The organism is Bacteroidota bacterium, from assembly GCA_026391695.1.
Taxonomy (GTDB): domain Bacteria; phylum Bacteroidota; class Bacteroidia; order Bacteroidales; family JAGONC01; genus JAPLDP01.
On sequence record JAPLDP010000077.1, the window covers coordinates 36,095 to 49,972 of the forward strand.

Annotated in this window: 10 protein-coding genes and 1 tRNA gene; 6 read left to right on the forward strand and 5 right to left on the reverse strand. The window is 41.8% G+C overall.

The annotated features are described in order from the left end of the window. The first annotated feature begins 5 nt into the window (after positions 1–5). Both NT175_11195 and NT175_11200 read left to right on the forward strand, forming a co-directional pair. A complete protein-coding gene (locus NT175_11195; protein MCX6235263.1) occupies positions 6–452 on the forward strand; it encodes a transcriptional repressor in 447 nt (148 codons plus the stop codon). Positions 453–576: 124 nt separating this feature from the next. Continuing rightward, entirely contained in the window at positions 577–1,878 is a 1,302-nt protein-coding gene (locus NT175_11200) for an adenylosuccinate synthase (protein ID MCX6235264.1), read from the forward strand. On the opposite strand, the gene infB is transcribed toward NT175_11200, so the two are convergent. The 4 genes from infB to NT175_11220 all read right to left on the reverse strand — a co-directional run bounded on the left by infB (position 1,873) and on the right by NT175_11220 (position 6,917). After that, a complete protein-coding gene (gene infB, locus NT175_11205; protein ID MCX6235265.1) occupies positions 1,873–4,959 on the reverse strand; it encodes a translation initiation factor IF-2 in 3,087 nt (1,028 codons plus the stop codon). The genes NT175_11200 and infB overlap by 6 nt on opposite strands. 97 nt (positions 4,960–5,056) lie before the next feature. After that, the gene (nusA, locus tag NT175_11210; GenBank protein ID MCX6235266.1) at positions 5,057–6,292 is read right to left on the reverse strand and encodes a transcription termination factor NusA; all 1,236 of its coding nucleotides are present in this window, start codon (positions 6,290–6,292) and stop codon (positions 5,057–5,059) included. A gap of 11 nt (positions 6,293–6,303) precedes the next feature. Beyond that, positions 6,304–6,771, reverse strand: a complete 468-nt coding sequence (gene rimP / locus NT175_11215; protein MCX6235267.1) for a ribosome assembly cofactor RimP — start codon at positions 6,769–6,771, stop codon at positions 6,304–6,306. A gap of 73 nt (positions 6,772–6,844) precedes the next feature. Beyond that, positions 6,845–6,917: transfer RNA gene (locus NT175_11220), tRNA-Gln, on the reverse strand. Positions 6,918–7,106: 189 nt separating this feature from the next. Here NT175_11220 and NT175_11225 point away from each other — a divergent pair. Further along, the gene (locus NT175_11225; protein ID MCX6235268.1) at positions 7,107–10,328 is read left to right on the forward strand and encodes a DUF2723 domain-containing protein; all 3,222 of its coding nucleotides are present in this window, start codon (positions 7,107–7,109) and stop codon (positions 10,326–10,328) included. On the opposite strand, the gene lgt is transcribed toward NT175_11225, so the two are convergent. Continuing rightward, on the reverse strand, positions 10,329–11,129 hold the full coding sequence (gene lgt, locus NT175_11230; protein MCX6235269.1) for a prolipoprotein diacylglyceryl transferase: 801 nt from the start codon (positions 11,127–11,129) through the stop codon (positions 10,329–10,331). It abuts the gene before it with no gap. Positions 11,130–11,306: 177 nt separating this feature from the next. Between lgt and dprA the strand changes: the two genes are divergently transcribed. The 3 genes from dprA to dtd all read left to right on the forward strand — a co-directional run bounded on the left by dprA (position 11,307) and on the right by dtd (position 13,878). Next, a complete protein-coding gene (gene dprA / locus NT175_11235) occupies positions 11,307–12,413 on the forward strand; it encodes a DNA-processing protein DprA (protein MCX6235270.1) in 1,107 nt (368 codons plus the stop codon). A 65-nt stretch (positions 12,414–12,478) separates the two neighbouring features. Next, positions 12,479–13,414, forward strand: coding sequence for a ribosome small subunit-dependent GTPase A (gene rsgA / locus NT175_11240; GenBank protein MCX6235271.1), 936 nt, complete (start codon positions 12,479–12,481; stop codon positions 13,412–13,414). Positions 13,415–13,425: 11 nt separating this feature from the next. After that, a complete protein-coding gene (dtd, locus tag NT175_11245) occupies positions 13,426–13,878 on the forward strand; it encodes a D-aminoacyl-tRNA deacylase (protein ID MCX6235272.1) in 453 nt (150 codons plus the stop codon).

The window sequence follows — 13,878 nt, forward strand, 5'->3', positions numbered from 1 at the left end:
CTGGAATGACTAAGAACGACACTATCAATTTCGACACTATCAAGAAAATTTTTACAGATTATCTTGAGAGTCATGGTCACAGGAAAACTCCTGAACGATATACTATTCTGAAGGAGATTTATTCGACAGACGGGCACTTTGACATTGAGACTCTTTATATCAGGATGAAGAACAACAAATACAGGGTGAGCCGGGCAACACTATACAATACCATTGAGCTTTTATTGAATTGCAGGCTGGTGACCAAGCATCAGTTTGGCAACAATTCGGCTGAATTTGAAAAATCATATAAATTTGGTGCTCACGATCATTTTATTGATGAAGATACCGGCAAGATCAAAGAGTTTTATGATCCGCGGATAGAAGAAGTCAGGGATTCGGTTGAAAAGCTCCTGAATGTGGAGATTTCACATTATGCCCTGACATTTTACGGCAGGTCAAGGAACCGGTAGTAATAATCATTTAAAGCGATCAACAATTTCAAACTATGAAATATCCACCAGAACGATTTTCATTTGAGCCGCAGTGGATATTTTAGGGATATTCCATGTGATCTAAAAAACAAATTGATAACACATGAAAGTAGATGTAATTCTGGGCCTACAATGGGGGGATGAGGGCAAGGGAAAGATAGTGGATAAACTGGCGCCACACTATGATGTCATTGCACGGTTTCAGGGTGGGGCTAATGCCGGTCATACTATTAATATCAAGGGCGATACCCATATCCTTCATCTGATTCCGTCGGGTATTTTTCATGAGGATAAAATCAATATTATCGGCAATGGGGTGATTGTGGATCCCTTTATTCTGAATAAGGAGATCACTGAACTTAAGCTGAAGGATGTTGATGCCACAAAAAATTTGTTCATTTCGAAAAAAGCGCATCTAATCCTGCCGACACACCGCGTCCTGGATGGCATCTATGAGCGTACCAGGGGAGATGCAAAAGTGGGATCCACCCTGAAGGGTATTGGACCGACATATACGGATAAGGCTGCAAGAAATGGCATCAGGATAGGGGATATCATACATCCATCATTTTCTAGTCAATATATAGCCTTAAAGGAAGAACACTTGCGTATCTCCCGGATGTTTAATTGCAACCCGGATGATCTTCCGATTGATGGATTACCTTTCAGAGACTATGAAGCGCGGTGGTTTGATGCCATTGACAGGATGAGAGGCCTTCATTTGATTGACAGTGAGTTTTTTATTAATAAGTGCCTGGGTGAAAATAAATCGGTACTTGCCGAAGGAGCGCAGGGGACCATGCTGGATGTTGATTTCGGAACCTATCCATATGTCACTTCATCTAACACGATCTGTTCAGGTGTCTGCTCGGGATTGGGTGTTGCACCTCAGATGATCGGGAAGGTGTATGGTATTATTAAAGCCTATACGACCCGCGTGGGCAGCGGGCCATTTCCAACAGAACTTATGGATGACCAGGGTGATTTATTACGTGTTAAAGGTCATGAATATGGATCGACCACAGGTCGGCCCAGGCGATGCGGCTGGCTTGACCTGGTGGCAGTCCGGTACGCTGTCATGCTGAATGGCGTCAGCCACCTTATCATGACCAAAGCCGATGTTCTCAATGGTTTTGAATGTATTAAGGTCTGTAAGCATTACCAGATTAATGATCAAATAATCGACCATTTTCCTTATTGCGTGATACATGAACCGGTTATCCCTTTGTATGACGAGTTGGCCGGCTGGAAAACTGACATCTCCCGGATAGAAAAATTCAAGGAGGTACCAGTAGAATTTATGACATATCTACGTTATATTGAAAGCTCACTGGGGATTAAGTTTGTTATGGTCTCAACAGGTTCAGAGAGAGATCAGATGCTGATATCGGGGGAGCATTTATAATTTCCTTTTTACTTCAATCTCTTCGTATCCTTCAATGATATCGCCAACTTTAATATCGTTGTAATTCTCAATATTCAATCCACATTCATAGCCGGAGGTAACTTCTTTCACGTCATCCTTGAACCGTTTAAGTGACCCGAGTACACCGGTGTAAACTACAATCCCGTTGCGGATAACACGGACTTTCGTGTGCCTGGTGATCTTACCGTCCAACATCATACACCCGGCCACTGTGCCGATTTTTGAGATCTTAAAGACCTCTCTGACTTCAATGTTGCTGGTGATTTTTTCTTCTATTTCAGGTGACAGCATGCCTTCGATGGCATCTTTAATTTCGTTGATGGCATTATAAATAATTGAATAAAGCCGGATATCTATCTGTTCCTGTTCAGCCAGTTTACGGGCACTAACCGACGGCCGCACCTGAAATCCAATGACGATGGCATCTGACGCTGAAGCTAACAAGACATCTGATTCAGTGACGGGCCCGACAGATTTGTGTATAACATTGACCTGAACCTGTTCGGTGCTCAGCTTCAGTAATGAGTCGGACAAGGCCTCCACAGAGCCATCAACATCACCTTTTACGATGATATTCAGTTCTTTGAAGTCACCGATAGCAATACGTCGCCCGATTTCATCCAGAGTAATATGCTTTTGAGTCCTGAGGCCCTGTTCGCGCTGCAGTTGTAACCTTTTATTCGCAATAGATTTGGCTTCATGTTCATCCTTCATGACATTGAACTGGTCACCGGCCTGTGGTGCACCATTCAAACCCAGAAGGAGAATAGGTACTGAGGGCCCTGCCTCTTTTATAGGAATTTTTCTTTCATTGTACATAGCTTTTGCCTTACCAAAGGTAGCACCTGCCAGTACAATATCGCTTATGTTGATGGTGCCATCCTGGACAAGAAGTTTGGCTACGTATCCGCGGCCTTTATCCAGTGACGATTCGATGACTGTTCCTCTGGCCGGCTTTTCCGGATTGGCTTTGAGTTCAAGCATTTCGGCCTCCAATAGAACCTTGTCGAGCAGCTCATTAACTCCGGTACCTTTTTTTGCTGATATCTCCTGGCATTGGTATTTTCCACCCCAATCCTCGACAAGGATATTCAATTTCGATAATTGTTCCTTGATTTTTTCAGGGTTGGTGTTGGGTTTATCAATCTTATTGATAGCAAAAACCAAGGGAACGCCGGCAGCTTGGGCATGGTTTATAGCCTCAATAGTCTGGGGCATCACATTATCATCGGCAGAGACGACAACGATGACGATGTCGGTCACTTTTGCACCCCTGGCCCGCATAGCAGTGAAGGCTTCGTGGCCCGGAGTATCAAGGAAAGTGATTGATTTACCGTTTTCCAGGAAAACCTCATATGCACCGATGTGCTGGGTTATCCCTCCCGACTCCCCTGCAATGACATTCGTATGACGGATGTAATCCAGCAGGGATGTCTTCCCATGGTCTACGTGACCCATGACCGTGACAATAGGTGGACGCCAGGTTAAATCTTCCGGATGGTCTACTTCATCGAATTGGTTAATGGCTTCCTGCACTTCAATGCTGACGAATTCGACCTTAAAACCAAACTCTTCGGCAACCAACGTTAATGTTTCTGCATCCAGACGCTGGTTAATGGCAACAAACAATCCCAGCGACATGCAGGTGGAGATAATTGTTGTAACCGGCACATTCATCATTGTAGCCAGCTCATTAGCTGTAACAAACTCAGTGACCTTAATGAATTTTTTTTCCAATTCAGCTTTATCCAGCTCCTCCTGTCGGAGTTTTGAAAATGTTTCACGCTTCAGCCGGCGGTATTTCGCAGCCTTGGATTTTCCTGTCGAACTCAGGCGCTGGAGAGTTTCTTTGATCTGCTTTTCAATTTCTTCTTCCGAAACTTCAGGTTTGAGGTGATCCCTATAAGGTCGTCTGTCTTTAAATTTCTGTTTGGGTAATGGTTCAGCTTTTTTACCAGTTGCGGAAACCTGCTCTCCTTCGTGTTTTCTAATACGCTTACGTTTTTTCTTTTTATCTTTTAACTGTTCATCGGAAGATGACGCAACAGGTTTCTTTTTATCAGGTTTTTTTATCTCGGGAAGAGCCATTGTGCCGAGTATGGTAGGTCCGGTCAACCGTTCTGCCCTGGCCCTGATGACTGTATCCTCAGGTTTCTTTTCTGTATCAGTTTTTTCCTCAGTCTCCGGACGCACTGTTGTATCGGTGATTTCTTTTGTTTCCTCAGGAGTTACTGTTGTTGTTTCAGGTTTTTCTTTAACGGAGATTTCAGAGACTTCTCCATTAATAGTAATGTCTGGTTTATCCGAGGATACATCCTGTAAGGCAGGTTCATCAGTGATGGATTTAGCCTTGCCTTTTTTGGATGGTTTGGCGATCGTGCTCAGATCTATTTTTCCGAGGATTTTGATTTCTGAGTCGACAAGCCGGGTGGCTTCTGCTGCTGGTTTTTCTTCACCTAATAATGTGTCGTCCTTAAGGGCTTCTTTCTCCGTGACAGCACCTTTGGTTTTCTTTTCTTTGTCCTCCTTAATTTCTAAAAGTTGTTCAGGAGTGAGGACAGCAGTTTTTCCCTTTGGTTGCAAATCCGACTTGTCGTCTGGCTTCTTGCGGGCAGGTTCTCCCTCTTTAACTATTTTTTCTTCTTTTTTGGCTTTTTCGGCAGGAGGTTCTTTTGAGATTCTCCGGTCGGGGACTTCCGGTGTTTTTGTTGTCGTGGTTTTAATGCCAATGTCTTCATAATCAAATGAAAGACTTTTGATAAACAGGTCTTTCTGCTCTCCGGTACCTTCAGTTTCCTCGTCAATAATCCGTTGGTCTTCAATAGAGAGGGTCAGATGGTCGGTATAGTTCAATCCTATTTTACTGGCTTCTTCCTTAACATATTTTTCAGACTGGAATTCAGCCATCAGCAGGTTATACATTTCAGGGGACAACTTGGTATTGGGGCCCCCATCGATGTTATGACCTTTCTTATGAAGGAATTCAACAATGGTGGTACTGCCAACATTAAACTCCTTTGCGGCTTTACTGAGCCGTATTGATTTACTATCATCTCCCATCTTATCTATAAAAATCCTCCTTTAATTAATGTCGCAAAAGTAACAAAATTTATTTATTTCAGTAGTCCTTAACTACTAACAGCAGCTCATTGTTGGTTTATTCAAATTCGGCTTTCAATATTTTAAGCACTTCTTTAATAGTTTCTTCTTCCAGGTCGGTTCGCTTCACCAGTTCATCGATACTCAGTTCCATCGCACTTTTAGCTGTATCACAGCCGATATTCTTAAGTTCATCGATGATCCACTGATCAATTTCATCAGAAAACTCCTGAAGGTCAACATCTTCATAATCAACATCCGTATCGCGGTAGACATCTATTTCATAGCCTGTGAGTTTACCTGCCAGCTTAATGTTGAATCCGCCTTTACCTATTGCCAGCGACACCTGGTCGGGTTTCATATACACTTCAGCCCGTTTATTTTTATCATCAATATGTATTGAAGATATTTTAGCCGGGCTTAAAGCTCTGGTAATGAATAATGTGGGATTATTCGTGAAATTGATCACATCGATATTTTCATTTTTAAGTTCACGCACAATACCGTGAATACGTGATCCTTTCATGCCAACACAGGCGCCGACAGGATCAATTCTGTCGTCATAGGATTCAACGGCGATTTTAGCCCGTTCCCCAGGGACCCTGACGATTTTTTTTATGGTAATCAAACCATCGTAAACCTCCGGTACTTCGGCTTCAAACAAGCGTTCAAGAAAAACAGGTGACGTCCTTGATAAGATAATATAAGGGGTATTATTTCGCATTTCCACCTTTAAAACAACGGCACGTATTGTGTCACCCTTACGGTAATGATCCGAAGGGATCTGTTCTGATTTGGGCAGGATAAGTTCTATGGATTCATCATCCAGAACCAGTATTTCTTTTTTCCACATCTGGTAAACTTCACCAGTGATAATCTCCCCGATTTTCTCACTGTACTTTTTATAAATATTATCCTTCTCGTATTCCTGTATTTTGGAGATAAGGTTTTGCCTGATCGAAAGTATTTCCCGGCGACCGAAATCTTCTAATTTTATTTCCTCCGAGACTTCCTCGCCGACCTCAAAATCAGGTTCAATTTTAACTGCCGCAGAGTATGCTATCTGTGTATTGTCATCTTCAACTTCCCCATCTTCAACGATTTCCCTGTTTCTCCATATTTCCAGGTCACCTTTGTCAATGTTGACAATGATATCGAAATTATCTTCGGAACCATATTTTTTTATCAGCATGTGTTTGAAGACATCTTCCAGAATACGCATCATGGTTTCACGGTCGATATTCTTAAATTCTTTAAATTCTGAGAAGGTTTCGACTAAATTCATATGTTCCATAAATCCTGATTTTAAAGTCTGTTATTTTTAAATGTTACAATGCCTTTAGTTTCCTTTATCTGATCAAAGGGTATGTGGTGGACACTTTCTTCGGATTTCTTTTTTGTTTTTTTGACTGTTTCCGGTTTGATGACAATATATTGATGGTTTGCTTCAAGCAACAGGCCTGTCAGTTTTACGCCATCCATAAGGGTCACACTGACCGGACGACCGATATTTTTTTTATATTGACGCAGGTTTTTATATGGCTGATCAATGCCGGCAGATGAAACAATCAGTTCAAAATCCTCCTCATCGCGGTCAAGATGTTTTTCGACATACTTGCTTGTCATGATACAGTCATCCACTGTGATGCTACTGTCACTGTCGATGTAAATATAGATTCTGTTGTCCGGTTTTATGCGGATGTCAACCATAAACTTATCACTTTGCTCGAGCGATTGTTCCACAAGATGTATTATTTTTTCCTTTTCGATCATTATTAATGTGATTCGTGATGTATATCTAACAAAACAGGGGACATAGTCCCCTCACCACCATTCTATATTTCTGTTGTCCGACCAGGGGTCGAACCTGGAGTCTTCTGAACCAAAATCAGACGTGTTGCCAGTTACACCATCGGACAAGGTATTCCCTTAAAAAGGGATGCAAAGATACAAATATTTCCAATTTCTATAATAAAAAGAATAATTTTGATTTGAAAGCCGATGTGACAGCTCTTTAACACATCTAAAATATATTTACATTCGTGTCGTCTTGAGTAAAATTTATAACTTCGCTACACAAAATTGTAAAATCATTAAAATACCGATTAATGAAAAGATACAAACTGCTGAATAACATCACTGGATGGATAGTATTTATCATCGCCAGTTTCGTTTATATTTCTACAGTCGAGCCAACAGCAAGTTGGTGGGATTGCGGGGAGTATATTGCAACAGCTTTTAAGTTACAGGTCGGTCATCCTCCAGGAGCACCAATGTTTCAGATGTTAGGCCGGTTTTTTTCGCTGTTTGCCTTTGGCGATACATCAAAAGTTGCGCTGATGGTCAACCTCATGTCGGCATTAGCCAGCAGCTTTACTATACTCTTTCTTTTCTGGAGTATTACTCATCTGGCGAAAAAACTGGTTATTACTGACAACGAGTATACTGATGGCAAAATATATACTGTCCTGGGTTGTGGCCTCATCGGTGCGCTGGCTTATACTTTTACTGATTCGTTCTGGTTCTCGGCTGTTGAAGGTGAAGTTTATGCCAGTTCATCATTTTATACGGCCATTGTCTTTTGGGCGATTCTGAAATGGGAAAGCGTTGCTGATAGCAAACATGCTGACCGATGGATCATATTCATCGCTTATCTTATTGGCCTCTCCATTGGTGTCCATTTACTGAACCTTTTGGCTATACCGGCTATTGCTTTTGTGTTTTATTTTAAGAAATACACGCCAACGGCTAAAGGTATGATAAAAACATTGGTCATATCTCTCCTCCTTCTTGCTTTTGCGATGTATGTCATCATTCCTGAAATAGTGAATTTATTTGCAAAAACGGAACTACTATTTGTTAATACCATTGGGCTTCCGTTCAATTCCGGAACTATTTTCTTTGTCCTTGTCACCGCCGGGCTCATCATTTGCGGTATTTTATACACGACAAGGCATGAACAGTCTTCACCATTACGAACATCACTGATCGTTTTATCTATAGTCTTTGTGATTCTGATGCTGGTTGCCAGCACATCTGTCGGGAATTTTATTTTCCGGTTAATCCTGGTTGGCGCCATCACCAGTATTTTTTATTTTTACCGTAATAAGAAAGCTCTGCTGAATACGGTGATACTCTGCTTCACCTTTATTTTGATCGGTTATTCTTCATTCATATTGATCATCATAAGGGCCAATGCCAATACACCGATAAATGAGAACGCGCCCAAAGATGCCATCAGCCTTTTATCCTATCTCAACAGGGAGCAATATGGATCGTGGCCCATATTTTATGGCCAGTATTATAATACGCCGCTGGATGCTGAAAATCCTTATAAAGACGGAAGCCCTGTTTATGTTAAGGATGCGCAGAAAGGTGAGTACATCATCACTGATGACAGGAAATCTTCGATACCCAATTATGATTCACGTTTTATGACCTTTTTCCCCAGGATGTGGAGCAACCAGAAAGACAGCCATATCACCGCATATAAAGAATGGGGGAAGGTCAAAGGTATCCCTGTGTCGTATACAGGACGAGATGGCAAAGCAGAAGTGATCCAAAAACCAACATTCAGCGAAAACTTAAGGTTTTTCTTCCGGTATCAGGTGGGACATATGTACTGGCGGTATTTTATGTGGAATTTTGTCGGAAGGCAAAATGATATTGAAGGGCATGGCGGCATTGAAAACGGGAATTGGCTCAGTGGCATCAAATTTATTGATAATAATAGACTGGGCAACCAGGATTACCTGCCTTCTTCTAGACAAAGTCCTGCAAGGAATACATTCTTTTTTTTACCGCTGATACTCGGATTGATTGGATTGTTTTATCATCTGAATAAAAATTACAAGGACACTCTTATTGTGGCCCTTTTATTCTTTATGACCGGTCTTGCCATTTTAGTGTACCTGAACCAGACGCCTTACCAGCCACGTGAGCGGGATTACTCCTATGCCGGCTCTTTTTATGCGTTCGCCATCTGGATCGGTTTGGGAATCATTCCTCTTGTTGAATTACTTAGCAGAGTGTTAAAACGGAATATCTCGGCCATCATCGTCACTATCCTGTGTTTAATATTGGTACCTGGCATTATGGCGAACCAGGGATGGGATGACCATAACCGGTCAGGCAAATATGCGGCTTTTGATTATGCGAAAAATTATCTCAACTCCTGTGCCCCCAATGCGATACTGATAACCAACGGCGATAACGACACCTTTCCTTTATGGTACGCTCAGGAGGTAGAAGGTGTGAGAACTGATGTCAGGGTCGTCAATTTCATGCTGGCCTCAGGGGACTGGTATATTCATCAGATGGCTAATAAAGTCTATGATTCAGAACCGCTCAAATTCACTTTGACACAAGATCAGTACAACAAGGGAATTAACCAGATCATACCTTATTTTGAGGAAAAGAGCATCAAGGGACGCGTTGAGTTAAAGCTCCTTGTTGACTTCCTTGCCAGTGAAAACCAGAGTACCAAGGTTATGTTGCAGAATGGACAATGGATAAAATACTTTCCTACTAAAAAGGTCAGGCTTACCGTTGATCCGGGAAAGGCTGTAACGAATGGCATAGTTCCCCGTTATCTGGCCGGCAGGATTGATTCGGTTGTTGAATGGGACATCAAAACCAATTATCTGTATAAAAATGACCTGATGCTCCTTGATTTTCTGGCTACCAATAACTGGGAACGGCCGGTCTATTTTGCCAATCCATCCAGCGTAGGCCATATCTTTAATGTGGAACCATATTTCCACCTTGAAGGATTTGTTTACAAGTTCATGCCTGTCAAAGCATTTGATTATATTCAGGGTTTAGGTGGGATATCAACCGAAGAAACCTATGATATCCTTATAAATAAATGTAAATGGGGGAACCTGAATTCTCCGAGGGTATATGTCGACAGGGAGAGTTACCGTAATTCCATGATACCCAAGCAAAATTTTATGCGGTTAGCACAGGCTCTCATGGAAATAAATAAGCCAGATTCAGCTGTTAGGGCAGCAGATGTTTGCCTTGAAGTATTTCCGGATAATAAGATAAAATTTGATGTTTATATGTTGCCCTTCGTCGACGTATATTACAGGGCCAAACAGCCTCTGAAAGGTAATGCACTCGTTGAACAACTGGTAAAGAACTATGAAGAAGATATCATCTATTATAATTCTCAGGAAGGTTCATTTGCTAAATATTACGAGGAGGAAACCCGGCAGGCATTCACTATTCTGAACAGGTTGGCGCAGATTTGCGAACAATACGAACAAAAAGAGCTGACTGATAAAATCAAGGGAGTCATAGATTATCAAATGAAACTGGTCAAATAATCAGCCCTCTGTTTTTGATTTCCTGATCCATTGGGGATATAGCAACAGACATAGTCCGGCTATTACAAATGGTATACTCAGTAGTTGACCGATATCAAGCGCCAGGTTTCTTTCGAAATCCACCTGGGGTTCTTTGAGGAATTCTATAAAAAATCTTACTCCGAAAATGAGTAGAAGGAACATGCCAAACAGAAATCCCTGCCGTGGTTGTCCTCCCTTCAGGTAATAATATTTTAAAAGAAAGACAAAAATCAATAAATAGGATATTCCTTCATAGATTTGGGTGGGATGTCGCGGAATATCGCTGGTTCTGGAAAAAATGAATGCCCAGGGCAGATCTGTGGGTCTGCCGAGATTTTCCGAATTCATGAGATTTCCTGTCCTGATCAAAAAACCTGAAAGAGCCACTACAATGACTATCCGGTCCACAACCCAAAGGTAGGGTTTCTGACTTTTTCTTGAAAAAAGATAAAGAGCAATCAGAATACCAATGGCAGCGCCATGGCTGGCTAAACCTCCTTCCCAGACTTTAAATACATCAAGAGGATGACTGAGATAATAGGAGGGTTCGTAAAAAAAACAATGCCCAAGCCTTGCTCCAACAACTGTTCCGACAATCATATAAGTCGTCAGCCGGTCGAGCTCTTTCAGCGGGATATTTTCTTTCTTAAATATGCCTATCATGATAAAATACCCCAAAAAGAAAGAAAGTGCAAAAAGGACACCATACCATCTTATCGACAGGCCAAAAACATGGGCAATCTCGGGATTTACGTTCCAGTGAATGAAGTTAATCAGCATGTCTAATGGTTAATTTTCGTCAAAATTATAAAATTCACCAGAGTAAACTAAAAATTTTCCTGAATACCAGTGGTACGTTTCAGGACTTTTTCGATAAACAATTAGTATGATTTCGAGTACAGTCTGAGATCATGTTGAAGTCATTAATTACTAAGCAGTTATAATTCATCGCATCCAATGCAGCTCTTATTGTATCAGATAGCGTTAACATTGATTCCGGGAATCGGCTCTATCAACGGGAAGAAGCTGGTGGCTTACTGTGGAAGCGTTGAGGCTGTTTTCAGGGAAAACAGACGACAACTTTTAAAGATCCCTGGCATTGGTGACTCAACAGTAAATGTACTGTCGTCAAAAAACGTTGCCATATTAATGCACAGGGCTGAAAAGGAAATCAAGTTTCTTGAAAAATATGGGATAATTCCCATTTTTTATCTTGACAAGGCTTATCCCGATCGCCTTAAACATTGTATTGACAGCCCGGTGATGTTATTCTATAAAGGGACTGCCGATCTTAATGCCAGCCGGATTGTCAGTATTGTGGGCACCCGCACGGCGACAACATATGGAAAAGACTGTTGCCAGAGCATAGTCATGGATCTGTCAGGATACAAGACTTTAATTATCAGCGGATTGGCTTATGGAATAGATTCCTGTTCGCATAAATCAGCTCTGGATAATGGATTGATGACTGTTGGTATTCTGGCTCACGGATTGGATATTATTTATCCGGCGATAAACAGGTCGCTTGCCGAACGCATGCTTGACCAGGGAGGATTACTCACTGAGTTTATGAGTGAAACTCAACCGGACCGTGAAAATTTCCCTAAACGTAACCGCATCATTGCAGGATTGTCTGATGCAGTCGTTGTAATTGAAGCAGGTAAGAAAGGAGGAGCTCTCATTACAGCTGGTATTGCCAATTCATACAACCGTGATGTGTTTGCTGTACCTGGCAGAATCCATGACCCTTTGTCGGAAGGGTGCAACCATCTCATTAAAACAAATCAGGCTGCCCTGATTCAATCGGCTGCCGATATCATTTATATTATGGGATGGCAGGATCAAGATAAAAGCAAAAAACTCTTACAACCTTTGCTATTTCAAGAACTCTCGAAAGATGAGGAGAAAATTGTCAAAATGCTTGAGATCAATGGAGAATCCAGCATTGACATTTTATGTATCAGTACAGAGCTGACAATGAGTAAAGTTTCGGCTGTCTTGCTGGATTTGGAATTTAAAGGAATCGTCAAATGTCTGCCGGGGAAAATGTTCCGTTTACGCTAAATCATCCGCCAGAGTGTGTAGACTTTTGTTCGTATATTTACATCCTCAAAAAACCTGTATCGCGATTGAAAGGCATTGTCATTAAATCTACAGGCAGCTGGTATGCCATCCGTCAGGAGGATGGAACGCGCATTAATTGTAGATTAAAAGGGCAATTCAGAATCAGGGATATTAAAACAACCAATCCTATTTCAGTTGGCGACAGGGTTGAGTATGAATACTCTCCGGGAGAAAGCATCGGAATGATTAGCGGGATATATGAACGGCAAAATTATATCATCCGCAAATCCAAAAAACTTTCCAAAGTATCCCATATCATTGCTTCGAATATAGATCAGGCATTTCTGATCGCCACCCTGGCGATGCCCAGGACATCCACCGGATTTATTGACCGATTTTTAGTCACAGCTGAGGCGTATCATATTCCTGCCAGTATTGTATTTAATAAGATTGATCTGTATGATGATAAACTGTGGACGATTCATAACTATTTGAAGCATATCTATTCATCGGTTGGTTATGGTGTTTATGAAGTGTCGGCATTACATGGTGATGGCATCATACCACTGGTCACTTCGATGAAGGACCGGTCAAGCTTATTTGCAGGCCACTCCGGAGTCGGGAAAACGGCTCTGATAAATGCCATAGAACCGGCCCTTGACCTTAAGACCAGAGAAATCTCATCGTATCATCATAAAGGAATGCACACAACAACCTTTGCAGAGATGTATGAATTGTCGGCAGGTGGCTTCATCATAGATACTCCTGGTATCAAAGAGTTTGGACTTATTGATTTCAGAAAAGTGGAAGTGGCAGAAAGGTTCCCTGAAATGCGTGCGTTAATGCATGGCTGTCAGTTTCATAACTGCACACATGTCCATGAACCCAAATGCGCGGTCATCAAAGCATTGAAGGAGGGTACAATAGATCCTGCACGTTATAAAAGCTACCTAAGCATCCTGAATGATGAATGGGATGAAACCGATACAGATTTTTCCTAAATTCAGATATTATGCGCGCTGTAATTCAACGAGTCACTGAGGCCCATGTCGAGGTAAATGGCGAAGTAACAGGCAGGATTAGCAATGGTCTGCTGGTTTTACTCGGTATTGAGGAGTCAGATAATGAAGAGGATATCGAATGGCTTGCGGGTAAAATCGTCCGGCTGAGGATATTTGCTGATCATCAGGGAGTAATGAATATCCCGATAACGGAAACAGGGGGGGATATTTTACTCGTGAGCCAATTCACTCTCCATGCCAGCACGAAAAAAGGTAACAGGCCTTCGTATATTCGCTCGGCTAAGCCGGAAATCGCCATACCTCTGTATGAAAAAGTCAAACAACGTATTGAGGAACTTCTGGGTTCACAGGTACAAACTGGTATATTCGGTGCCTATATGAAAGTACATCTGGTGAATGATGGCCCGGTCACTATCTGGATGGATACGAAAAGCAGAGAATAA

Coding starts and splice junctions, on each gene's coding strand:
- NT175_11225 (MCX6235268.1), top strand. CDS start 7,107: ATGAAAAGATACAAACTGCTGAATAACATCACTGGATGGATAGTATTT.
- dprA (MCX6235270.1), top strand. CDS start 11,307: ATGCAGCTCTTATTGTATCAGATAGCGTTAACATTGATTCCGGGAATC.
- NT175_11200 (MCX6235264.1), top strand. CDS start 577: ATGAAAGTAGATGTAATTCTGGGCCTACAATGGGGGGATGAGGGCAAG.
- infB (MCX6235265.1), bottom strand. CDS start 4,959: ATGGGAGATGATAGTAAATCAATACGGCTCAGTAAAGCCGCAAAGGAG.
- rimP (MCX6235267.1), bottom strand. CDS start 6,771: ATGATCGAAAAGGAAAAAATAATACATCTTGTGGAACAATCGCTCGAG.
- NT175_11195 (MCX6235263.1), top strand. CDS start 6: ATGACTAAGAACGACACTATCAATTTCGACACTATCAAGAAAATTTTT.
- nusA (MCX6235266.1), bottom strand. CDS start 6,292: ATGGAACATATGAATTTAGTCGAAACCTTCTCAGAATTTAAAGAATTT.
- lgt (MCX6235269.1), bottom strand. CDS start 11,129: ATGCTGATTAACTTCATTCACTGGAACGTAAATCCCGAGATTGCCCAT.
- dtd (MCX6235272.1), top strand. CDS start 13,426: ATGCGCGCTGTAATTCAACGAGTCACTGAGGCCCATGTCGAGGTAAAT.